We start from the raw sequence: 20,734 nt of genomic DNA on the forward strand, positions 1-20,734 counted from the left end.
GAACTCGTAGAACAACGCAGCCTGTTCGACTTGCCGATGTCCCATCATGATCTTCAGTCCTGCCAATTAGACTGACTGAATCACTGATCCCTCTGCGTCGCAACAGTCGCCTTTTTCAACACAATCGGCCCTCAGCTGAACAACGAAAGGGCCGCCGCCATGTCGGCTGTCTGCGGGAAACCGGGCGTTGTACGATGGTAGCGTTGACGGGTGCTCCTGCGGACACGGTTTGTCCGGCTGGCGGTGCCGGCTTTTGACTCGAAGTGGACCTGTGCGGTCAAGGGAGAGTCAGCGGTAAGTGGCTAGTCGCGAAAGCACATGCTTCCGCTGGAATGCATGCCCTTGAGATTCGTCATGTGAAATCCCGGTCTGACCCATTTGCGTTTGTAATCGCCACCGGCTGGAATCCAGCCTGGGACTTCGTGGCCCTTCACTATGCCATGATTACAAAAACATCTGGTGCCACGCGGCGTGTATCTGCTGCATGGGGCATTTTGGGCTTCGGCGACCGAGGGCAGCGCGATGGCGAGGAAAAATAAAGTTAAACAACCGATTTTCATAGACCCTCCGTCTGAATGATATTTCGACCGAATGACGGATGTCCACTCTCTTCTGGCAGCACGCGACGACTGCTCCTGGGCCCTTAGCGGACTCAAAGGATTGTGCTGGCCAGACGCCTGTCCTCAGCTCCGGCAATTACCGTAGTCGTTGACTGTCACCGTAATCGCTAGAGCATGGCGGGATGAGCTGCTGGTTCAACATCGACAGCGTAAGACGTCCGATGATCGCCGCAGACCGGAAGTACGAGGACATTTGACAGCGACGTCCGCCACTTCGCCATGATTGGCGGAGCAGCGGACATCAATGGCGCCGGAGCCGAGCGCTCCGATCCAACGAGGATGTGGCCTTGGACGTGCCTACTCCTCGTCTTCGTCGTCCTCATCGTCGTCCAGTTCTTCCAGCTGCTCGAGCACGGCGAGCGGCAGGGTCTCCCGAAACAGGTCGCCTTCGACGCCCATCCAGAGACAGGTCACGTCGTTGCCTTTGACGTCCGCGACGGTCAGCGGCTGGCCGCCGGATTTGAGCATGACGATATCGCCGGCTTTCAGTTCCATGGATGGTCCTTTCGGGTTGGTTGACAGAGAGTTGATTGACGAGAGAAGAGGCTAGCGAGCCGTCACGACATGCCGGTCATGGCTGCGGATCCACGGATGCGCGTATCCGCCCGTGCAGACTGAAACGCCGATGACAGAGGTTCGAGTGGGGGATCGCTCGAGGGGCACGCAAGGGCTCTTCGGTCCCGAACGCGGCGATGATGGCATCATGCCCCTGTTTTGCCCGACGGGTCAAGCGATTTCGTAAAATCCGCAAGCAATTGATTTTGCAGGAGCGCCCTTACTGTGCATGGGGTTGTTTCGATGTTTTTGTTGTCGCGGCCTGTTACGGCCTGCCGGGCACCAGTTCGGTCAGCGAGCGGATGATGCGGTCGGGCCTGACGGTCGAGCCTTCGGGCAGGCCGTCGCCATGCACGTCGATCCAGATCGCATAGATGCCGAGGCGCTGCGGCGTCACGACTTCCCATTCCAGATTGTCGCCGATCATCCAGGTGTCTTTTGCGGTGACGCCGAGCGCCTCCATCGCGTGCAGATAGGCGCGCTCCTCGGGCTTGCCGAAACCGTGCTCGCCCTCGATCTGGATGTGATCGAAGCGATGGGTCAGCTCGAAGCGCTCGACCTTGGCGCGTTGCATGTCGGCGGCGCCATTGGTGACCAGCGCGAGCTTGATGCCGCGTGCCCTGAACGCGTCGATCGCATCATGTGCGCCGGGGAAAACGAAGATCGCTTCCTCGCGGTAGGTGGTGAAGCGGTCGGCGAGGCGAATGGCGAGGTCGTCGGGCAGGGCGCGGTGACCGGCGGCTGCAAGCGCAGCAAAGCCGCCCTTGACCGTCAGGTGCCGCGCTTCGGCGAGTTTCATCCGCCACGAGGCGTCCGCATTGGCCCAGAAGTTCTTTGCGAAGGCGAGTACAGTGGTTGCGACCTGCTGCGGCTGCAGCGGCGCAAGCTCCTCGGCAAATTCGTTCGTGATCGTGTTCCAGGCGATCTCGGGCCGGCCATAGGCCGACAGGATGGTGTCGTCCATGTCGATCAGCATGGCGCGCGGCAGCGGCCTCATTGCAGTGGTCATGGCCATTTCACCTCCGGCGGCAGCGACGACAGGATGGAGTCCACATTGCCGCCGGTCTTGAGCCCGAAGATGGTGCCGCGGTCGTAGAGCAAATTGAATTCGACATAGCGGCCGCGGCGGATCAATTGCTCCTCGCGATCCTCGGCGGTCCAGCTCGTCGCGAAATTGCGCCGGACGATGTCGGGATAGATCTTCTGGAAGGCGCGGCCGACGTCCTGGGTGAAGGCGAGGTCAGCGTCCCAGTCGCCGCTGTCGTGCCAGTCGTAGAAGATGCCGCCGACGCCGCGCGCCTCTTTCCGGTGCGGCAGGTAAAAGTACTCGTCGCACCATTTCTTGTACTTGTCGTAATCGGCAACGCCGTTCGGCTGCGTGCACGCCTCCTTCATCGCGGCGTGGAAGGCGAGCGTGTCGGCATCGTCCTGCGTGCGCCTTCGGTCCAGCATCGGCGTCAGATCGGCGCCGCCGCCGAACCACGCCTTGGTGGTGACGACGAAGCGCGTGTTCATGTGCACGGCCGGCACGTGCGGATTGCGCAGGTGCGCGATCAGCGAGATGCCGGAGGCCCAGAACTTCGGGTCATCGGCCGCGCCGGGAATCTGCGCGCGAAACTCGGGCGCGAATTCGCCGTGCACGGTCGAGCAGTGCACGCCGACCTTCTCGAATAGCCGGCCCGACATTATCGACATCACACCGCCGCCGCCAGGCGCGCCAGAGTGGTCGGTGCGCTGCCACGGCGTGCGTTTGAATCGGCCGGCCTCGCCCGGATAGAGGCTTTGCGGCGCGTCATCCTCGAGCCGCTCGAAGTTTTCGCAGATGTCGTCGCGCAGAGCCTCGAACCAGGCGCGGGCGCGGGCCTTGCGGTCGTCAATCGTCGAATCGTCCATCTGCATTCCCGGTCCCGTAGGGTGGGCAAAGGCGCCCTTGCGCCGTGCCCACCATCTATCACCGTTTGTCTTGAATGGTGGGCAGCTTGCGCTTTGCCCACCCTGCGAATTCACCCTTGCGGACCGTAATAGGTGCAGCTCTCGTTGCAACTGTCGCGGTGGATGCTGACGCGGGTCAGCTTGCCGATATGAGCCAGCCGCTCCCAGACGAAGCGCGACAGGTTTTCCAGCGTCGGTGTACCCAGCGCCTCGATCTTGTTGAGGAACTTGTGGTCCAGCGTCACGCGCACCTCCTCGATCGCGCGCTGGAGCAGGCCGAGGTCGACCACCATGCCGGTCTTGGGATCCGGTGTGCCGCGCACGGTCACTTCGGCGCGGAAGGAGTGGCCGTGGATCTCTTCGCTCGCTGCGCCAAAGGTCGTTCCCGTCAGCGAATGCGCCGCCTCGAAGCGGAACGATTTCGTCAATTCCCACATCTGTTCGAAAACCAATCCTATCTGATGCCGAGCGATTTATGCGTCTGCACGCTGAGCCGCCATTGCGGATGCCGCAGGCAGTAATCGATCGCTTGTGCGGTGTTCTTGATGACGTCGGGGCCGTCCATCGGCTGGAGCGAGAAGCGCTTGAAGGCGAGGCCCTCGAAGGTCTCGGGCGCGGCGAGGGCCTGCGGATAAACCAGCTTGAGCTCGTGGCCGCGGCGCTGGACGAGCTCGCTGCCGCCCTTGGGGCTGACGCAGATCCAGTCGAGCCCCGCGGGCGCTTCAATCGTGCCGTTGGTCTCGACGCCGATCTCGAAGCCGCGCGCATGGAGCGCGTCGATCAGCGCGCCGTCGACCTGGAGCAGCGGCTCGCCGCCGGTCAGCACCGCGTAGCGGTTGTCGGAGGCGGCGGTCCATTGCGCGGCGATGGTGTCGGCGAGTTCCGCAGCCGTTGCATAGCGTCCGCCGAGCGTGCCGTCGGTGCCGACGAAATCCGTGTCACAGAATTTGCAGGTCGCATCCTGACGGTCGGCCTCGCGGCCGCTCCAGAGGTTGCAGCCGGCAAAACGGCAAAACACGGACGCGCGCCCGGCATGGGCGCCTTCGCCTTGCAGGGTCAGGAAGATTTCCTTGACCGCGTAACTCAATCGTCTCTCCTCAACATCTCAAGCTTGCGGGTTCCGGGTCTGCCGCAGCGCCTCGCCTGCGGCCATCGCTGCGGTCATGGCGACATTGAGCGACCGCAGCCCGGGAGTGATCGGGATCACCAGCCGCGCATCCGCGGCCTCGACCACCGCGTCGGTGACCCCGGCGCTCTCGCGCCCGAATAGCAGGATGTCCGACGTCTGGTAATGAAAATCGCGGTAATCGGTGGCGGCCCTCGTGGTGAACAGCAGCAGGCGGTTGCCCTGTGCCGCACGCCACTCCTCGAATTTGGACCAGGAGTCATGGCGGGTCAGGCTGACATGGTCGAGGTAATCCATTCCCGCCCGGCGGAACAAGCGGTCGGAGACCGGGAAGCCCGCCGGTTCGATGATATGGGCAGCCATGCCCAGACAGGCGCAGAGCCTGAGAATCGTGCCGGTGTTCTGGGCGATGTCGGGTTGAAAAAGTGCGATCTGCATGGGCTGTATCGGGTGGGTAGCGGGCCGGAAATGTCTCAATAAAACATCGCTGGCCGCGGAATTCGTGCATTGCACACCCCCACGCCGTTAGCGAGCTTGCGCTCGCCCGGCAAGGGTGCCAATAGAATGATTCTGGACTGCTGTTTTCGCCTTGTTTTGGCGGGGACAAGCCAAGTTCTGCCGCCGCGGGGGGCCGCGGGCGCCGGCAGCATTGTTCCGGGGACCTTGGGGGCTCCCGGAGCGGTTCCGCTGGCAGCATAAGAAGAAAGGGTTGGAATCGTGACGACAGCGTCTTCGGCGGACCATCCGACACGCCGTGATTTCTTATTCGTTGCAACGGGGGCAGCTGCTGCAGTAGGGGGCGCAGCTGCGCTCTGGCCCTTCATCTCTCAAATGAATCCTGATGCGTCGACCATCGCGGCCGGTGCGCCGATCGAGGTCGATCTCAGCCCGGTCGCCGAGGGGCAGGACATCAAGGTGTTCTGGCGCGGCAAGCCGATCTACATCAGCCACCGCACCAAGAAGCAGATCGACGAGGCGCGCGCCGTCAACGTGGCGAGCCTGCCCGATCCGCAGAGCGACGAGGCCCGGGTCAAGTCCGGCCACGAGCAGTGGCTGGTCGTGATCGGCATCTGCACCCATCTCGGCTGCATCCCGATCGCCCATGAAGGCAATTACGACGGATTCTTCTGCCCCTGCCATGGTTCGCAGTACGATTCGTCCGGCCGCATCCGCCAGGGGCCCGCGCCCGCGAACCTGCCGGTGCCGCCGTACCAGTTCGTTTCCGACACCAAAATCCAGATCGGCTGAGCTTCGGACCCGCGTCCGAAGCCTCGCGCCGTCTCGTCGTCTTATTTCCTCAGGATCGCATCATGAGCGGACCATCCGACTACCAGCCGAGCAATCCGGCCCTGCAATGGATCGAGCGGCGTCTGCCGATCCTCGGTCTCGTCCATTCTTCCTTCGTCGTCTATCCCACCCCGCGCAATCTGAACTATTGGTGGACCTTCGGCGCCATCCTCTCCTTCATGCTGGGGATGCAGATCCTGACCGGCGTGATCCTGGCGATGCACTATACGCCGCATGCCGATCTCGCCTTCAAGTCGGTCGAGCTGCTGGTCCGTGACGTCAATTATGGCTGGCTGCTGCGCAACATGCATGCCTGCGGCGCGTCGATGTTCTTCTTCGCGGTCTACATCCACATGCTGCGCGGTCTCTATTACGGCTCCTACAAGGAGCCGCGCGAGGTGCTGTGGATCCTCGGCGTCGTCATCTACCTCCTGATGATGGCGACGGGCTTCATGGGCTACGTGCTGCCGTGGGGCCAGATGAGCTTCTGGGGCGCCACCGTCATCACCAATCTGTTCTCCGCCATTCCCTATGTCGGCGAGAGCATCGTGACGCTGTTGTGGGGCGGCTATTCGGTCGGCAATCCGACGCTGAACCGCTTCTTCTCGCTGCACTATCTGCTGCCGTTCCTGATCGCGGGCGTTGTCGTGCTCCACGTCTGGGCGCTGCACGTCGCCGGCCAGAACAATCCTGACGGCGTCGAGCCGAAGACGGAAAAGGATACGGTTCCGTTCACGCCGCACGCGACCATCAAGGACGGATTTGGCGTCGCCTGCTTCCTGCTGCTCTACGCCTGGTTCATCTTCTACATGCCGAACTATCTCGGCGACGCCGACAACTACATTCCGGCGAACCCGGGCGTGACCCCACCGCATATCGTGCCGGAATGGTATTACCTGCCGTTCTACGCGATCCTGCGCTCGATCCCGAACAAGCTCGCGGGCGTGATCGGGATGTTCTCGGCGATCATCATCCTGTGCTTCCTGCCCTGGCTCGACGCCGCCAAGACGAGGTCGTCGAAGTACCGGCCGCTGGCCAAACAGTTCTTCTGGATCTTCGTCGCGGTCTGCATCCTGCTCGGTTATCTCGGCGCGCAGCCGCCGGAAGGCATCTACGTGATCGCCGGCCGGGTCCTCACTGTCTGCTACTTCGCCTACTTCCTGATCGTGCTGCCGCTGCTCTCGCGCATCGAGACGCCGCGCCCGGTGCCGAACTCGATCTCGGAGGCGATCCTGGCCAAGGGCGGCAAGGCCGTCGCCTCCGTCGCGGTCATACTCGTCGCCGCCGTCGCGCTGTTCCTCGGCAGCCTCGGGGATGCCCGTGCCAACGAAGGCAGCGACAGGCCGCCGGGCAACAAATGGTCGTTCGCCGGTCCGTTCGGCAAGTACGACCGCGGCGCGCTCCAGCGTGGCCTGAAGGTCTACAAGGAGGTCTGCTCCAGCTGCCACGGCCTGTCCTTCATCGCCTTCCGCAACCTCGCGGAAGCCGGCGGCCCCGGCTATTCGGTGGCGCAGGCGGCGGCGTTTGCCTCGGACTACAAGGTCAAGGACGGCCCGAACGACGCCGGTGACATGTTCGAGCGTCCGGGCCGGCCGGCGGATTATTTCCCTTCGCCATTTCCGAACGAGCAGGCCGCGCGCGCGGCGAATGGCGGCGCGGCGCCGCCCGACCTGTCGCTGATCACCAAGGCGCGCTCCTACGGCCGCGGCTTCCCGATGTTCATCATCGACTTCTTCACCCAGTATCAGGAGCAGGGCCCGGACTACGTCGCGGCGTTGCTCCAGGGGTTCGAGGAGAAGGTGCCGGAGGGGGTGACCATCCCGGAGGGATCGTACTACAACAAGTACTTCCCGGGCCACGCCATCAAGATGCCGAAGCCGCTCAGCGACGGCCAGGTGACCTATGACGACGGCTCGCCGGCCACGGTCGCCCAATATTCCAAGGACGTCACCACGTTCCTGATGTGGACCGCCGAACCGCACATGGAAGCGCGCAAGCGCTTGGGCTTCCAGGTGTTCGTGTTCCTGATCATCTTCGCGTTCTTGATGTACTTCACCAAGAAGAAGGTCTGGGCCGACTCGCACTGAGCGGCGCGAGACGAGACATGAAAAGCCCCCGCAAGGGGGCTTTTTTGTTGCACACGCGCGTGTGTTGTTTGGCGCGATTGCCTATTGCGCGCTCACCCGCCAAAATACCGTCAACCGCTCCCAGAAACTCGTCGGAGGACACCATGGGAACCGCCATCACCTTCAAGCGCCCGGACGGCAAGGACGCCTCGGGCTATCTCGCCAACGCCGCGCGCGGCAATGCGCCGGGCGTGGTCGTGATTCAGGAATGGTGGGGCCTGTCGGACCAGATCAAGGGCCTGTGCGACCGCTTCGCGCTGGCCGGCTTCGATACGCTGGCGCCCGATCTCTACAAGGGCAAGGTCGTGCCCTATCACGACACGGACGCCGCCGGCCAAGAGATGAACTCGCTCGACTTCATGGATGCCACCACGCAGACCGTGCGGGGCGCCACGCAATATCTGTCGCGCAACGGTGCCAAGGTCGGGCTGACAGGCTTCTGCCTCGGCGGCGCCGTCACCATCATCGGCTCGGTGCATGTGCCGGAGCTCGCCGCCGGCGTCGTGTTCTACGGCATCCCGCCGGAGCAGGCGGCCAAGCCCGCCGACGTCAAGATCCCGCTCCAGGCCCATTTCGCCAACAAGGACGATTGGTGCACGCCGCAAGTGGTCGATGCCTTCGAAAAGGGCATGAAGGCCGCCGGCAAGTCGCTCGAGCTGTTCCGCTATGACGCCGAACACGCCTTCGTCAACGAGCAGCGCCAGGCCGTGCACGACCGCGAAGCCGCCGAGCTCGCCTGGGGCCGGGCGACGGAGTTTTTCCGGAAGCATCTGGGGTAGGGAATACGTCGTTTTCGACCCGCAACTGGTATATATTCCGACCATGACCAAGGTCTTGGAAGATGTGATCGAGAAGGTGAGAAAGCTGCCGGAGGACCGGCAAGCTTACGTCGCCGAGGTGCTTGAGCAGATTGTCGCCAACGACGGCGATCTGTTCGTTGTGCCTGAAGAACACCGCGCGGCCGTGCTTGAGGGACTTGAGCAGGCCGAGCGCGGCGAGTCGCGACCGATCAGGAAATGGCGGCGCTCTGGAAGAAGTGCGGGCTGTGAAGCTCCGGTACGCCCGGCGTGCCCGCACTGATACCGACGGAATTCACGAATATATCGCGCAGCACGACCGGCGTGCTGCCAGCGTCGTCGTAAGACGTGTCCGGTCGGTCACAATTGCTTGCAAAGTATCCGGGCCTCGGGCGTGCGACTGATATGGCTGGCGTCGGGTGTTTCCGATAGTCCCGTTTCCGTACCTGATCTATTACCGCGTCGCGGACGATGCGCTGGAGGTCATCCACGTACGTCACGGAAGGCGTGACGTGCCGAAATCGGACGAACTAATCTGATCCAAAACTCGATCTCGCCGCCAGGGAGCCGGTTGTGTGGGCAGCGTGGGGGCCCGCCACCCTTGACGCCGCCCCCGCGCCATGGTGAGTATCCGGCCCATGAGCACCGCCGTCCGCCCATCCCGTCTTTGGTGGCGCACCTCCTAAGAGGTGGCCGGTGCGATTTATTCTCTCAAAATCGTCTGAGGTCGCCTGCACAGTGCGGCGGCCTGATCGTTTGTCCTGTGTGGCGTTCCCTCGGCAAGTTTCGTAAGAGGACCACATGAACAGGACAGTCTTTGCCCTCCCGGCCCGAAGCGAGTACGTGACCCGCGGCGGTCTCGCCATCACGCGCGTCGCAGAGCAGTTCACCGGCGGCGCCAACCGGCTCGACGATCTCATCAACCTGCTCGACCGCCGCCGCGGCGTGGTGCTGTCCTCGGGCACGACCGTGCCCGGCCGCTACGAGAGCTTCGACCTCGGCTTCTCCGATCCGCCGCTCAAGCTCGAAACCACCGGCATCAATTTCAAGCTGGAGGCGTTGAACGGCCGCGGCCAGGTGCTGATCGCCTTCCTCGCAGACGTCCTGCGCGAGCCCTGCGTCGTGATCTCCGAGAAGACCGGCACGCGCTTGGCCGGACACATCATCCGCGGCGATGCGCCGATCGAGGAAGACCAGCGCACGCGGCGTGCCAGCGTGATGTCGCTCGTGCGTGACATCGTCGCCGCCTTCTCCGCTAATGACGACGGGCTGCTCGGCCTGTTCGGCGCCTTCGCCTACGACCTCGTGTTCCAGATCGAGGACATCGTGCAGAAGCGCGCGCGAGAGAGCGATCAGCGCGATATCGTGCTCTATGTCCCCGATCGCCTGCTGGCCTATGACCGCGCCACCGGCCGCGGCGTGGTACTCACCTACGATTTCACCTGGAAGGGCCAGTCCACCGCAGGTCTGCCGCACGAGACCGCCGAGAGCCCGTACCAGAAGACGCCGCGCCAGGGTTTTGCCGATCACGCACCCGGCGAATATCAGGCGACGGTCGAGACCGCGCGCGCGGCCTTTGCCCGCGGCGATCTGTTTGAAGCCGTGCCCGGGCAGCTGTTCGCCGAGCCCTGCGACCGCTCGCCGGCCGAAGTGTTCCAGCGGCTCTGCGTCATCAACCCGTCGCCTTACGGCGCGCTGATGAATCTCGGCGAGGGCGAATTCCTAGTCTCGGCTTCGCCGGAAATGTTCGTGCGCTCGGACGGGCGCCGCGTCGAGACCTGCCCGATCTCGGGCACGATCGCGCGCGGCAGCGATGCGATCGGCGATGCCGAGCAGATCCGTCAGCTCCTGAACTCGGAAAAGGACGAGTTCGAGCTCAACATGTGCACCGACGTCGATCGCAACGACAAGGCGCGCGTCTGCGTGCCCGGCACCATCAAGGTGCTGGCGCGCCGCCAGATCGAGACCTACTCAAAGCTGTTCCACACCGTCGACCATGTCGAGGGCATGCTGCGCCCCGGCTTCGATGCGCTCGACGCTTTCCTCACTCATGCCTGGGCCGTCACCGTCACCGGTGCGCCGAAGCTGTGGGCGATGCAGTTCGTCGAGGACCACGAGCGCTCGCCGCGGCGCTGGTATGCCGGCGCGATCGGCGCGGTGAACTTTGACGGCAGCATCAACACCGGCCTCACCATCCGCACCATCCGCATGAAGGATGGTCTGGCCGAAGTGCGCGTCGGCGCCACCTGTCTGTTTGATTCCGATCCCGCCGCGGAAGACCGCGAATGCCAGGTCAAGGCCGCCGCGCTGTTCCAGGCGCTGCGCGGCGATCCGCCGAAGCCCCTCTCCACCTTCGCGCCCGATGCGACAGGCTCGGGCAAGCAGGTGCTGCTGATCGACCACGACGACAGCTTTGTGCACATGCTCGCCGATTATTTCCGCCAGGTCGGCGCCGACGTCACCGTGGTCCGCCATGTGCATGCGCTCGACATGCTCAAGCGGAAGAGGTGGGACTTGCTGGTGCTGTCGCCCGGTCCGGGACGCCCGGAGGATTTCGGGATCAAGACAACGATCGATGCAGCGCTCGAGAAGAAGCTGCCGGTGTTCGGCGTCTGCCTTGGCGTGCAGGCGATCGGCGAATATTTCGGCGGCGAGCTCGGGCAGCTCACCCATCCCGCCCACGGCCGGCCCTCGCGGGTGCAGGTGCGCGGCGGGCGGCTGATGCGCAATCTGCCGAACGAGATCGTCATCGGCCGCTATCACTCGCTCTTCGTCGAGCGCGACAGCATGCCGGAAGTTTTGTCCGTCACCGCGAGCACCGAGGACGGTGTCGCCATGGCGCTGGAGCACAAGACCCTGCCGGTCGCCGGCGTGCAATTCCACCCGGAATCGCTGATGTCGCTCGGCAACGAGGTGGGTCTGCGTATTGTAGAAAACGCCTTCCGGCTGGATGCGCGCGTTGATTGAGAGGCACCGATGACCTTGGACCACGATCTGAAGGCGAGCGTCCGCGCCATTCCCGACTATCCCAAGCCGGGGATCATTTTCCGCGATATCACGACCTTGCTCGCGGACGCGCGCGCGTTTCGCCGGGCGGTGGATGAGCTGGTCAATCCCTGGGCCGGCAACAAGATCGACAAGGTCGCGGGCATGGAGGCGCGCGGCTTCATCATCGGCGGCGCGGTGGCACACCAGCTCTCCGCCGGCTTCGTGCCGATCCGCAAGAAAGGCAAGCTGCCGCACACCACCGTGCGGATCGCATACTCGCTCGAATACGGCATCGACGAGATGGAGATGCATGTCGACGCCATCGCGCCCGGCGAGCGCGTCATCCTGGTCGACGATCTCATCGCCACCGGCGGCACCGCGGAAGGCGCAGTCAAACTGCTGCGCCAGATCGGCGCCAACGTGGTCGCCGCCTGCTTCATCATCGACCTGCCCGAGCTCGGCGGCGCCGCCAAGCTGCGCGCCATGGACGTGCCGGTGCGCACGCTGATGACGTTCGAGGGGCATTGAGCGCGTCAGATCGCCTCGGCCCTCAGTTCGGTCCGCCAATGCAGCACGCGCTCCTTCAACAGCGCGTTCCTGACATAGGCGGTCTCCTCATCCTCCAGACGCTCGCATTCGCCAAAGGTCAGGCCCGCCTCGCCATGCGTGGTCCAGGCGGCCTGGAGGCTGTGGCAGGTGTGGCTGCCCTGGCGGAGCGAGAACCAGATGCGGTTCTGGATCGTCTCCAGGTTCGGCGCTTGGCCGACCCAGGCCTCTCCCGAGGCCGCACAGCGGACGACGTAGATGCCCGCGATGGTCTTCCGCTCCTTGTAGGCGGCGGTCGCTGCTTTCCGGTCGATGCTCACGAGGGTGGACCCTTGCCGATAGGATGCCGATGGGCGTCCTCAATAAGCGGGGTGGGGCTCGTCGTCAATATTATCCGGGTAAAATGAGACTCACGACCGTTGCAGGATCAGGCTGAGCTCAAGCTCGCGGAAGGCGAGGTAATTGCGCCGGGTCCATTGATGCAGCTCGGTCGAGGCGTCCTTCTCCTGGCGCAGATAGCCGGTGAAGGAGAAGTTTAGCCGGTCGACATAGGTCTTGAGGAAGCCGGGCAGCGCGGGCAGGCGGAATAGCCGGCCGGTGGCCATCGCGGCGGGCAGCTCGCCGCGCACGACGTGCTCATTGTCCACCGTGATCAGGTTCATCCGCGGGATCTGCCCGCGCAGCATCTCATGGGCGCGGGCCGAGACGCGGTCGGTGTCGGCAACGAACAGGATCATGGGCGCCACGTGCCGACGTGCCGCTTCCTTCAGCAGGCCGATCTCGTCGGTCATCTTGAAGAACTCGTCGAAGGCGTGGAAGCCGAGGTCGATCACCTTGGCAAGGCCGTCATCGACGATGACGCGGTCCATCAGCTGCATCTTGCCGTAGGTGTCGATCACGTCGGCGGTTTCTGTGATCTTCGGCAGATAATCGAGCAGTGACGGCTCCTTCAGATTGACGTCGAAGGCCGTGACGTTGCCGTTCTTGAGCAGCAAAAATTCGCTCAACAGCCGCGCCAGCAGGGTCTTGCCGACCTGCGGGCGGGGCGAGCAGATGATGTAGAGGGGCGTCGCGGGCATCACGAACTATTATCTGAGCGAACTTGCCGCCCCAATCCAGCCGTATCCGCCCGGCTTGCGCAACTATTTTTCGCTGTTGCGGGTCACGGGCTTCGATCCGACGATGTCGGTCAGGCGGATGCGGTCGAACTCGCTCCAGACATTCGCCAGCCAGTGGCGGACATAACCGCGCAGCACGAATGAATAGTTCGCGGCTTCGTCGCTGATACCCTTGTTGGCGACGAATTTCAGGAACGGGACGGAGGACACCTCGACCTGCTCATAGGCCATTTCGTTGAGCTTCGGGATGGTCAGCTCGGTCGCATCCTTGATGCGGTGGAAGTAGGAATTATAGGTCGCCTGGTCCCACTGGAAGAACTGGGTGTCGTTGATGAAGTTCTTCACCAGGAAATATTTCGCGCCGGTCATGAAGCCCGCGGTCTCGGCGATCTCGTCCAGCGAGGCGATCGAGGGTCCCAGGATGTGGAACACCGCGAAAGTGATCTGGCCGGCCTTGGCGGCGTCGAGGAAGCCGATGTCGCGCAGAGAGGCCAGAGCCGGCGAGAGCAGGCCGGCGCGAACGTCGATCACGGTGACCGACGGGCTTGTCGCATTGAGCGTATCGAAGATCTTCATCTGATCGGCCGTCGTCGTCATGTCGACGATCTCGGTGATGTCAGGATGGAAGCGCTTCAGCGTTCCGCGCGGCGACTCCGTGTCGAAGGCGCGGGTCGGCACGTTGTTGGCGGAAAAATAATCGAGCAGGGTGCGCGACACCGTGGTCTTGCCGACCCCGCCCTTGTCCGCGCCCACCACAACCACTGCCGGCTTTGCCATTGCTGTCCCCTAACGCGCGCCCCCGATCGCGAGGTCGCAATCGGCCGGGCCCCAAATCGATGTCCCAAGGATGTCCCAAGTCTGCTGTTGGGCGCGAACATGGCAGAAACAAGGGAGAATTCAATTCCTCGGCATGCAGTTACGGCAATTCCCGAGGTTTTTCCCAATCGCGACGAAACCTGCCGCGCGTGACATCAAATCACGCGCTCAATGGCGGCCCCAAGGTCCCATAGGATTGCCCAAGGGATTGCCTATGGGATTGCCTATCGGGTTGCTGCTCGCGGTTCCGGCGGGGCTGGGCGCGGGCACGGGCGGCGGACTGGCCGAGCCGCCCGCATCGTTCCAGGGCCCTTGGTGCAGCGGCGGCGGCGCGTCCTGCGGGTCGGCCTGCGCCTCGGGCTCGTCCGTCTCATAGCCGGGCGGCGGCAGCGGGCCGGGATCGTGGCCGCCGGCGAACTTGACCAGCGCATCGACCCTCGACTGCACCGACGGGTGGGTCGCGAACAGATCGGCAAAGCCCTCGCGCGGATTGTCCACGCATAGCTCCATCACGGCCGAGGTCGCGCCCGGCAGCTCGCCGCGGTTCTCGATCTTGCGCAACGCCGAGATCATGGCGTCGGGATCTTTCGTCAGCTCGACCGAGCCGGCGTCGGCGAGGTATTCGCGCGAGCGGGACAGCGCCAGCTTCACCACCTGCGACATCAGCCACGCCACTACGATCAGCACGACCGCGATGATGATGACGATCACCGCGCCGCCGCCGGAGCTCTTGCTGTCGCTCGATGACGAGGACGATCGCGACGAGGAGGATGAGCCTGACGACCACGAGCCGCCGCCCGAGCTCCAGCTGAAATTCGTGAACAGGCGGAAGAACAACTCGCCGAAGAAGCCGACCACGCCGGCGATGATGACGGCGACCACCATCAGCTGCACGTCGCCGTTCTTGATGTGGGTCAGCTCGTGGCCCAGAACCGCCTCGATCTCCTTGTCATCAAGCGCGCTGAGGAGGCCGGTGGTGACGGTGACCGAATATTGCCTGGGATTGAGGCCGGTCGCGAATGCGTTCAGCGCCGGTGAGTCCATGATCTTCAGCTTCGGCATGGTGATGCCGCGCGAGATGCAGAGATTTTCGAGCAGATTGTAGAGCCGCGGTTCCTCCTGCCGGGTGACGTGGCGGCCGCCGGTCACGGCATCGATCATCGACTGGTGGAAGAAATAGGCGATCACGATCCAGACCGCCGCCACGACCGTCGCAACCGGAGCTGCGACCTTCAGATCCTGGAAGGCGTGGCTCAGATAGTAGGCGACGGTTTCATTGCTGTTGATGACGACTTCGGCGATCAGTGCGCCGGCAAAGACCAGCACATAGATCAGCGCGAACAGGCCGGCGAGCAGCATCATCGAACGAATCTTGTTCGAGGCGATGTGCGTGTAGAGACCATACGCGGCCATGACGCGATGCCCTGCCGGCCTATCGGCTCAACTTTAGAATTTCACCTGAGGCGCTGCCTCGACCTCGGTGCGGCTTGCGCCGAGATCGAAGAAGTCCTTCCTGGTGAAGCCGAACATGCCGGCGAACAGGGCGGCGGGCATCTGCTGGATGCCGGTGTTGTATTCCTGGACCGCGCTGTTGAAGAAACGGCGGCTCGCCGCGATCTTGTTCTCGAGGTCGGAGAGTTCGGATGCAAGCTGCTGGAAATTGGCGTTGGCCTTGAGGTCGGGATAGGCCTCCGACAGCGCGATCAGCCGGCCGAGCGCGCCGGAGAGCTGGTTCTCGGCAGCGGACACTTGCGACGGGCCCTGCGCGGACATTGCCGAATTGCGCGCCTTGATGACGTCGTCGAGCGTGCCGCGCTCATGCGAAGCATAGCCCTTCACCGTCTCGACCAGGTTCGGCACCAGGTCGTGACGCTGCTTGAGCTGCACGTCGATATCGGCAAAGGCCTGGCCGACGCGCTGGCCCAGTGCCACCAGGCGGTTGTAGGCGCTGAACGCCAGGAACACGAGGACGACGATGACGCCGAGAACGATCCAGCCGGTCGACATGGAGAACTCCTGAAGGGGGAAGAAGGCGGGCGCAGCCTAGACCAAATTGGCGCGGAGCGAGAGCCCCGGCGCAGAGGGGAGGTAAGACTTGGTCGGATCGGGAACCATCTGCGTTCAACGCAAAAGTGCCGGACGAGGTTAACTTTCGGACAGGACGGCGTCGCCCCAGCGCCAGCGCCGGGCGCTTGCATAGGCGGCCTTGTCGCGCCGCGGGACCTTTGCGAGTTCAACGCCGTACGCTGTGCAGAGCTTGGCCGTGATCTCGACCTTGCCGGCATCCGGCGGCGCCAGCACGCGCGCTGCACGGTCCGCGGGCGCTGCGCGGGTCAGGGCGACGTAGATAAAACGTTCGTCCTCGAACGGCACGTCGGCGCCCTTGATCTGGCGGTGCGCTTGCGTGCGCGGCAGGCGTTGATTGAAATGACACCAGTCGGGCGGGGTGAGTGGGCAGGGCTTTTCATGCGGGCATGGGGCCGCGACATAAGCGCCAGCCGTGATCAACTGCTGGCGCAGTGCGAGGATGCGCGCGTAGCCGGCGGGCGTGCCGGGTTCGATCACGATCAGCGCGTGGCGCGCTTTCGCCCACATGGCTTCCGTGAGCTTACGTTGATCCGCCTCGCTGAGCTCGCCGATGACGTAGCTGGCAACGACGAGATCGGCCTGCGAGACCTCGGCGAGGTTACCGCCGGCATCGCCCGGCAGATAGCGGCATTCCGCCAATCGCGTGCTGTCGTGTGCGAGTTCGAGCGCCAGTCGGCTCAGGGTGGCGCTGGAGTCGAGCAGCGTAAAATCCTGCAGCGACGGAAATGCCTCCGCAGCGGCCCAGCTCGCGGTGCCCGGACCTGCGCCGACGTCGAGCAATGTTTCCGGAGCGAAGTCTAGCGCGATCTCGGTGAATGCATTCAGGCTCGCGGCGACCGCAGCGTAGGTCGCCGGCATGCGCGCGAGCGCGTAGGCGAGTGCATCGGCTTCCGACTTGATCGTGCCGGAGCCGCCGCCGGAGCGGTAATTGGTCGAGATTTTCTGCGATCGCTGTGCAGCGTCGCTTCGCGAGAAACCCTGGAGCTTGCCGTCGAGGGCCGCTTTCAGTTCGGCGGGGAGGGTGGGTGAGATCATCGACAACCTCGCGTCATTCCAAGGTCTCGCTTCGCGAGCCCCGGAATGACGCCAGAGATATCACGCCACGTTCTGGTCGAGAATGTCCACCGCCTCGGACAGGCTCACCGACACCAGTTGCGACACGCCGCGCTCGGCCATGGTGACGCCGAACAGGCGGTTCATCCGCGCCATCGTGATCGGGTTGTGCGTGATGATGACGAAGCGCGTGTCGGTCGAGCTGGTCATCTCGTGCAGCAGGTTGCAGTAGCGCTCGACGTTGTGGTCGTCGAGCGGCGCGTCGACTTCGTCCAGCACGCAGATCGGCGAGGGGTTGGTCAAGAACACCGCGAAGATCAGCGCCATCGCGGTCAGCGCCTGCTCGCCGCCCGACAGCAGCGACAGCGTCTGCGGCTTCTTGCCCGGGGGCTTGGCGATGATCTCGAGGCCGGCTTCGAGCGGGTCGTCGCTCTCGATCAGGTGCAGCGCGGCCTCGCCGCCGCCGAACAGCTCGACGAACAGCCGCTTGAAGTGGTTGTTGACGATCTCGAACGAGGTCAGGAGCCGTTCGCGGGCTTCCTTGTTGAGGCTCTGGATGCCCTGGCGCAGCCGCTTGATGGCTTCGACGAGGTCGTCGCGCTCGGTGACCAGACCGGTGTGCTGGGTCTCGACCTCGCGCAGCTCTTCCTCGGCGCGCAAATTGACCGCGCCCAGGCGCTCGCGGTCGCGGCGCATCTTTTCGAGGTCTTCCTCGATATCGTGCAGGGGCGGCAGCTCCGCGCCGGGCTCGATCTCGGCCAGACCTGCAACGGCCTGCGGCTCGACCTCCAGCATGTCGCGGATCTCGCGCTCGATGTCCTCGAGCCGGCGCCGCGAACCTTCCATGCGCTCCTCGGCGCGGGCGGTGGCCTCGCGCGAGCTGGAGAGCGCCTCCAGCGTCAACTTGGCGACGCGATCGGTCTCGGCCATCGCGCTCTCCGCGGTGGCGAGCGCGTCGGCGGCCATGCGGCGATCGTTCTCCGCGTATTCGATCTCGGTGATCAGCGCGCTGCGCTTCTCGGCGAACACGGCCGGCGCGTTTTCCAGATCGCTGCGCTCGATCGAGACTTCAGTGATGCGGGTCTGGATGGTGTCGATATGGGAGGCCGCGCTCTCCTTGCGGTTCTGCCATTCGGTGCGCTCGGCGAGGATCGCCTGGACCCGGCGGTCGGCCAGTTCGGCTTCGCGCGCCAGCGCCTGCGCCTCGGCGCGGACCTGGGCGGCCATGCGGCGATGGCCTTCGATGTCGCTGCGGACGGCGGCGAGACGGGTCTCGGTGTCCTCGCTCGACGGCAGCCCGCTGATGCCGGCCTCGGCATATTCGTAGGCAGCCTCGGCCTCGGCGCGGTCGGCGGCGAGACGGCTGTGCGCTTCCGACAGCGTCGCCTTGCGCGCGGCGTGGCGGCTGATCTCGCGCTCGGCGGTGGCATGGCGCTCACGCGCGACGTTCAGCTCGCGCTGCGCGGCGCGCCAGGCTTCGCGGCTGGCGCCCTCGGTGCTGGCGGCCATCTGCAATTCGGACTCGGCATTCTCCAGCGCCTGACGCTTGATCTGCGCGTCGATGCGGGCCTGCTCCAACTCGTTCTCGATGTCGACGAGGCGGGCGCGTTCGGCCAGGCGCCGTGCGGCGCCGGTCGGGGCGTGGGCCGCGGCGACAAAGCCGTCCCAGCGCCAGACGTCGCCCTCGGGCGACACCAGTCGCTGGCCGGTCTTGAGCTGCGAGACCAGCTCAGCGCCACGCTCGCGCGGCACCACGCCGATCTGCGCCAGGCGGCGCGTCAGCTCGGCCGGAGCCTGAACATGGTTGGCGAGCGGCACGGCACCCTCGGGCAGCTCCGGATCGCCGTCGGTGACGCCGGCATTGGTCCAGCGCATCGGCGCCGAGGGATCGACCGGCGCGTCGAGGTCGTCGCCGAGGGCTGCACCGATCGCCTTTTCAAAACCCTTGTCGACGGTGATGCCGTCGATGATCGGCGGCCACAGATTCTTGGTCTCGCCGTTGACGATCTTTGAGATCGTGCGCGCCTCGGTATCGAGCCGCTGCACGCGCTTGTCGGCTTCGACCAGCGGCGAGCGCGAAGATTCCAGCGTCTGACGCGCGGCAACGTGGGCGGCTTCGCTCGCCTGCGCGGCGGCTTCCGACGCTGCCAGCGTCTGCTCGGCGGTCTCGACCGTCGCGGTCAGCTCGTCGAGGTCGCCGAAGCCGTCGGTCTCGGCGGCAAGCTTCTGCTCTTCCGCGGTGACATTCGCGATTTCCTGGTCGAGCCGGGCGAGCTTGTCGCGGTGGGTGCGGACGTTGGCTTCGAGCTGGTTGCGCTTGGCGGTGAGGTCGGCGAGCGCGGTGGTGAGCTCGGCGAATTGCTGCTCGGTTTCGGTCAGCACCGCCTCGGCCTCGCCGACGCGCTCGTCGACGCCGGAGCGCTTCTCGACGCGCGACTTGATCTCTTCCTTCAGCTCGGCATCTTCGCTGTCGAGGCGCTGCAGCGCGACGTCGGCGTCCATGGTCTGCTGCTGGGCGCGCGCGATGTCGCCTTCGAACTGGGCGAGGCGGCGTTCGAGCTCGGCGACCCGCTCCTTGGCGCGCTCTTCCTCGCGGTCGAGCAGCTCGCGGGCATTGGTCAGGCGCTGGAGCCCGGCGGCTGCGCGCGCTTCGGCATCGCGCAGCGCCGGCATTTCGGCGGCGCGGATCGCCTGGATGCGGGCGGCTTCGGCCTGGTGCTGGGTGCGCTCGGCCATCTCGCGCACGGCGAGATCATGGGTCTGGCCGGATTCGTTGACGTCGGCATGGGCGCCGATCCAGCGCAGGTGGAACAGCGTCGCTTCGGCCTTGCGGACCTTGGCGGCGACTTCGCGGTAGCGCACGGCCTGGCGGGCCTGCTTCTTCAGGCCTTCCATTTGGCCTGAGAGCTGGCCGATCACGTCCTCGACGCGGGTGAGGTTGGTTTCGGCCGCCTTCAGCCGCAGCTCGGCCTCGTGGCGGCGGGCGTGCAGGCCGGCGACGCCGGCGGCGTCTTCCAGCACGCGGCGGCGCTGCTCGGGCTTGGCCTGGATGATCTCGCCGATCTTGCCCTGGTGGACGAGGGCAGGCGAACGCGCGCCGGTGGCAGCGTCAGCGAACAGGATCTGGACGTCACGCGCGCGCACGTCGCGGCCGTTGATGCGATAGACCGAGCCCGCCTCGCGCTCGATGCGGCGGGAGATTTCGAGCAGCTGGCTGTCGTTCATCGCCGCAGGCGCAGTGCGATCGGAATTGTCGATCGTCATCGTCACTTCGGCGTGGTTGCGCGCCGGACGGTTGCCGGAGCCGGCGAAGATCACCGCGTCCATGTCGGCGGCGCGCAAGCTTTTGTACGAGGTTTCACCCATCGCCCAGCGCAGCGCCTCAACGAGATTCGACTTGCCGCAGCCGTTGGGTCCGACCACGCCGGTCAGGCCGGGCTCGATGACGAAGTCGGTGGCCTCAACGAAGGACTTGAAGCCGTGAAGTCGCAGGCGGGTGATTTTCATAAGCACGCATCTCTGTTGGCAGGCGCGAATCCCCCTGCCGGGACAATACCATGGAAGGCAATGCCGCTATCCGGGCGAGTCGCGCGAGGCGCCTCATGCGGCTGGACAATGGCCGCGGTGCGTCGCGAGGGCAACCGGCGAAAGCCGCTTTTCCCAAGGGATTTATGCGGGGAAA

The 20,734-nt window shown here is 64.7% G+C and carries 20 protein-coding genes; 7 read left to right on the forward strand and 13 right to left on the reverse strand.

Annotated features, from left to right (window positions below):
- Nucleotides 1-917 precede the first annotated feature (917 nt).
- The 6 genes from B5V03_RS03460 to B5V03_RS03485 all read right to left on the reverse strand — a co-directional run bounded on the left by B5V03_RS03460 (nucleotide 918) and on the right by B5V03_RS03485 (nucleotide 4,671).
- Nucleotides 918-1,115 carry a DUF2158 domain-containing protein gene (locus B5V03_RS03460; protein WP_129267885.1) on the reverse strand — a complete coding sequence of 66 codons (198 nt, stop codon included), beginning with the start codon at nucleotides 1,113-1,115 and terminating at the stop codon, nucleotides 918-920.
- 325 nt (nucleotides 1,116-1,440) lie between these two features.
- Nucleotides 1,441-2,190 (reverse strand): HAD family hydrolase, encoded by a 750-nt coding sequence (locus B5V03_RS03465; RefSeq protein ID WP_129267886.1) that lies wholly within the window; start codon nucleotides 2,188-2,190, stop codon nucleotides 1,441-1,443.
- Nucleotides 2,181-3,068: an oxygen-dependent coproporphyrinogen oxidase gene (gene hemF, locus B5V03_RS03470; protein ID WP_164987763.1), complete on the reverse strand. Its 888-nt coding sequence runs from the start codon at nucleotides 3,066-3,068 to the stop codon at nucleotides 2,181-2,183. Before hemF ends, B5V03_RS03465 begins: the two co-directional genes overlap by 10 nt.
- A gap of 110 nt (nucleotides 3,069-3,178) precedes the next feature.
- Complete coding sequence (locus B5V03_RS03475) at nucleotides 3,179-3,544, reverse strand: 6-pyruvoyl trahydropterin synthase family protein (protein ID WP_129267980.1); 366 nt, start codon at nucleotides 3,542-3,544, stop codon at nucleotides 3,179-3,181.
- 17 nt (nucleotides 3,545-3,561) lie between these two features.
- On the reverse strand, nucleotides 3,562-4,194 hold the full coding sequence (gene queE / locus B5V03_RS03480) for a 7-carboxy-7-deazaguanine synthase (RefSeq protein WP_129267888.1): 633 nt from the start codon (nucleotides 4,192-4,194) through the stop codon (nucleotides 3,562-3,564).
- A gap of 18 nt (nucleotides 4,195-4,212) precedes the next feature.
- A complete protein-coding gene (locus B5V03_RS03485; protein WP_129267889.1) occupies nucleotides 4,213-4,671 on the reverse strand; it encodes a tRNA (cytidine(34)-2'-O)-methyltransferase in 459 nt (152 codons plus the stop codon).
- A 279-nt stretch (nucleotides 4,672-4,950) separates the two neighbouring features.
- Between B5V03_RS03485 and petA the strand changes: the two genes are divergently transcribed.
- The 7 genes from petA to B5V03_RS03520 all read left to right on the forward strand — a co-directional run bounded on the left by petA (nucleotide 4,951) and on the right by B5V03_RS03520 (nucleotide 11,959).
- A complete protein-coding gene (gene petA / locus B5V03_RS03490; protein ID WP_026232845.1) occupies nucleotides 4,951-5,481 on the forward strand; it encodes a ubiquinol-cytochrome c reductase iron-sulfur subunit in 531 nt (176 codons plus the stop codon).
- 62 nt (nucleotides 5,482-5,543) lie between these two features.
- A complete protein-coding gene (gene fbcH, locus B5V03_RS03495; RefSeq protein ID WP_129267890.1) occupies nucleotides 5,544-7,607 on the forward strand; it encodes a cytochrome b/c1 in 2,064 nt (687 codons plus the stop codon).
- Nucleotides 7,608-7,750: 143 nt separating this feature from the next.
- Nucleotides 7,751-8,425, forward strand: coding sequence for a dienelactone hydrolase family protein (locus B5V03_RS03500; RefSeq protein WP_129267891.1), 675 nt, complete (start codon nucleotides 7,751-7,753; stop codon nucleotides 8,423-8,425).
- 43 nt (nucleotides 8,426-8,468) lie between these two features.
- Complete coding sequence (locus B5V03_RS03505; protein WP_129267892.1) at nucleotides 8,469-8,726, forward strand: hypothetical protein; 258 nt, start codon at nucleotides 8,469-8,471, stop codon at nucleotides 8,724-8,726.
- A gap of 136 nt (nucleotides 8,727-8,862) precedes the next feature.
- Nucleotides 8,863-8,982, forward strand: coding sequence for a type II toxin-antitoxin system RelE/ParE family toxin (locus B5V03_RS43005; RefSeq protein ID WP_129267893.1), 120 nt, complete (start codon nucleotides 8,863-8,865; stop codon nucleotides 8,980-8,982).
- Between the two features lie 262 nt (nucleotides 8,983-9,244).
- Nucleotides 9,245-11,410 carry an anthranilate synthase component I gene (locus B5V03_RS03515; protein ID WP_129267894.1) on the forward strand — a complete coding sequence of 722 codons (2,166 nt, stop codon included), beginning with the start codon at nucleotides 9,245-9,247 and terminating at the stop codon, nucleotides 11,408-11,410.
- 9 nt (nucleotides 11,411-11,419) lie between these two features.
- Entirely contained in the window at nucleotides 11,420-11,959 is a 540-nt protein-coding gene (locus B5V03_RS03520; RefSeq protein ID WP_129267895.1) for an adenine phosphoribosyltransferase, read from the forward strand.
- 5 nt (nucleotides 11,960-11,964) lie between these two features.
- Here the strand turns inward: B5V03_RS03520 and B5V03_RS03525 are convergent, their stop codons facing one another.
- The 7 genes from B5V03_RS03525 to smc all read right to left on the reverse strand — a co-directional run bounded on the left by B5V03_RS03525 (nucleotide 11,965) and on the right by smc (nucleotide 20,559).
- A complete protein-coding gene (locus B5V03_RS03525) occupies nucleotides 11,965-12,297 on the reverse strand; it encodes a GIY-YIG nuclease family protein (protein ID WP_129267896.1) in 333 nt (110 codons plus the stop codon).
- Nucleotides 12,298-12,387: 90 nt separating this feature from the next.
- The gene (locus B5V03_RS03530) at nucleotides 12,388-13,056 is read right to left on the reverse strand and encodes a hypothetical protein (RefSeq protein ID WP_164987764.1); all 669 of its coding nucleotides are present in this window, start codon (nucleotides 13,054-13,056) and stop codon (nucleotides 12,388-12,390) included.
- A gap of 63 nt (nucleotides 13,057-13,119) precedes the next feature.
- The gene (locus B5V03_RS03535) at nucleotides 13,120-13,872 is read right to left on the reverse strand and encodes a hypothetical protein (protein ID WP_129267898.1); all 753 of its coding nucleotides are present in this window, start codon (nucleotides 13,870-13,872) and stop codon (nucleotides 13,120-13,122) included.
- Between the two features lie 207 nt (nucleotides 13,873-14,079).
- Nucleotides 14,080-15,324, reverse strand: coding sequence for a M48 family metallopeptidase (locus B5V03_RS03540; RefSeq protein WP_129267899.1), 1,245 nt, complete (start codon nucleotides 15,322-15,324; stop codon nucleotides 14,080-14,082).
- A 33-nt stretch (nucleotides 15,325-15,357) separates the two neighbouring features.
- A complete protein-coding gene (locus tag B5V03_RS03545; protein ID WP_129267900.1) occupies nucleotides 15,358-15,918 on the reverse strand; it encodes a LemA family protein in 561 nt (186 codons plus the stop codon).
- A 138-nt stretch (nucleotides 15,919-16,056) separates the two neighbouring features.
- Nucleotides 16,057-17,034 (reverse strand): small ribosomal subunit Rsm22 family protein, encoded by a 978-nt coding sequence (locus B5V03_RS03550; protein WP_164987765.1) that lies wholly within the window; start codon nucleotides 17,032-17,034, stop codon nucleotides 16,057-16,059.
- Nucleotides 17,035-17,094: 60 nt separating this feature from the next.
- Nucleotides 17,095-20,559, reverse strand: coding sequence for a chromosome segregation protein SMC (gene smc / locus B5V03_RS03555; RefSeq protein ID WP_129267902.1), 3,465 nt, complete (start codon nucleotides 20,557-20,559; stop codon nucleotides 17,095-17,097).
- Nucleotides 20,560-20,734: the final 175 nt, after the last annotated feature.

It is taken from the genome of Bradyrhizobium betae (assembly GCF_004123905.1).
GTDB classification, from domain to species: Bacteria; Pseudomonadota; Alphaproteobacteria; order Rhizobiales; family Xanthobacteraceae; genus Bradyrhizobium; species Bradyrhizobium betae_A.

Excerpts from the sequence above, each read along its gene's own strand:
- B5V03_RS03460 (WP_129267885.1), bottom strand. The coding sequence starts at position 1,115 with ATGGAACTGAAAGCCGGCGATATCGTCATGCTCAAATCCGGCGGCCAG.
- B5V03_RS03465 (WP_129267886.1), bottom strand. The coding sequence starts at position 2,190 with ATGGCCATGACCACTGCAATGAGGCCGCTGCCGCGCGCCATGCTGATC.
- hemF (WP_164987763.1), bottom strand. The coding sequence starts at position 3,068 with ATGGACGATTCGACGATTGACGACCGCAAGGCCCGCGCCCGCGCCTGG.
- B5V03_RS03475 (WP_129267980.1), bottom strand. The coding sequence starts at position 3,544 with ATGTGGGAATTGACGAAATCGTTCCGCTTCGAGGCGGCGCATTCGCTG.
- B5V03_RS03485 (WP_129267889.1), bottom strand. The coding sequence starts at position 4,671 with ATGCAGATCGCACTTTTTCAACCCGACATCGCCCAGAACACCGGCACG.
- fbcH (WP_129267890.1), top strand. The coding sequence starts at position 5,544 with ATGAGCGGACCATCCGACTACCAGCCGAGCAATCCGGCCCTGCAATGG.
- B5V03_RS03500 (WP_129267891.1), top strand. The coding sequence starts at position 7,751 with ATGGGAACCGCCATCACCTTCAAGCGCCCGGACGGCAAGGACGCCTCG.
- B5V03_RS03505 (WP_129267892.1), top strand. The coding sequence starts at position 8,469 with ATGACCAAGGTCTTGGAAGATGTGATCGAGAAGGTGAGAAAGCTGCCG.
- B5V03_RS03515 (WP_129267894.1), top strand. The coding sequence starts at position 9,245 with ATGAACAGGACAGTCTTTGCCCTCCCGGCCCGAAGCGAGTACGTGACC.
- B5V03_RS03520 (WP_129267895.1), top strand. The coding sequence starts at position 11,420 with ATGACCTTGGACCACGATCTGAAGGCGAGCGTCCGCGCCATTCCCGAC.
- B5V03_RS03530 (WP_164987764.1), bottom strand. The coding sequence starts at position 13,056 with ATGCCCGCGACGCCCCTCTACATCATCTGCTCGCCCCGCCCGCAGGTC.
- B5V03_RS03535 (WP_129267898.1), bottom strand. The coding sequence starts at position 13,872 with ATGGCAAAGCCGGCAGTGGTTGTGGTGGGCGCGGACAAGGGCGGGGTC.
- B5V03_RS03540 (WP_129267899.1), bottom strand. The coding sequence starts at position 15,324 with ATGGCCGCGTATGGTCTCTACACGCACATCGCCTCGAACAAGATTCGT.
- B5V03_RS03545 (WP_129267900.1), bottom strand. The coding sequence starts at position 15,918 with ATGTCGACCGGCTGGATCGTTCTCGGCGTCATCGTCGTCCTCGTGTTC.
- B5V03_RS03550 (WP_164987765.1), bottom strand. The coding sequence starts at position 17,034 with ATGATCTCACCCACCCTCCCCGCCGAACTGAAAGCGGCCCTCGACGGC.
- smc (WP_129267902.1), bottom strand. The coding sequence starts at position 20,559 with ATGAAAATCACCCGCCTGCGACTTCACGGCTTCAAGTCCTTCGTTGAG.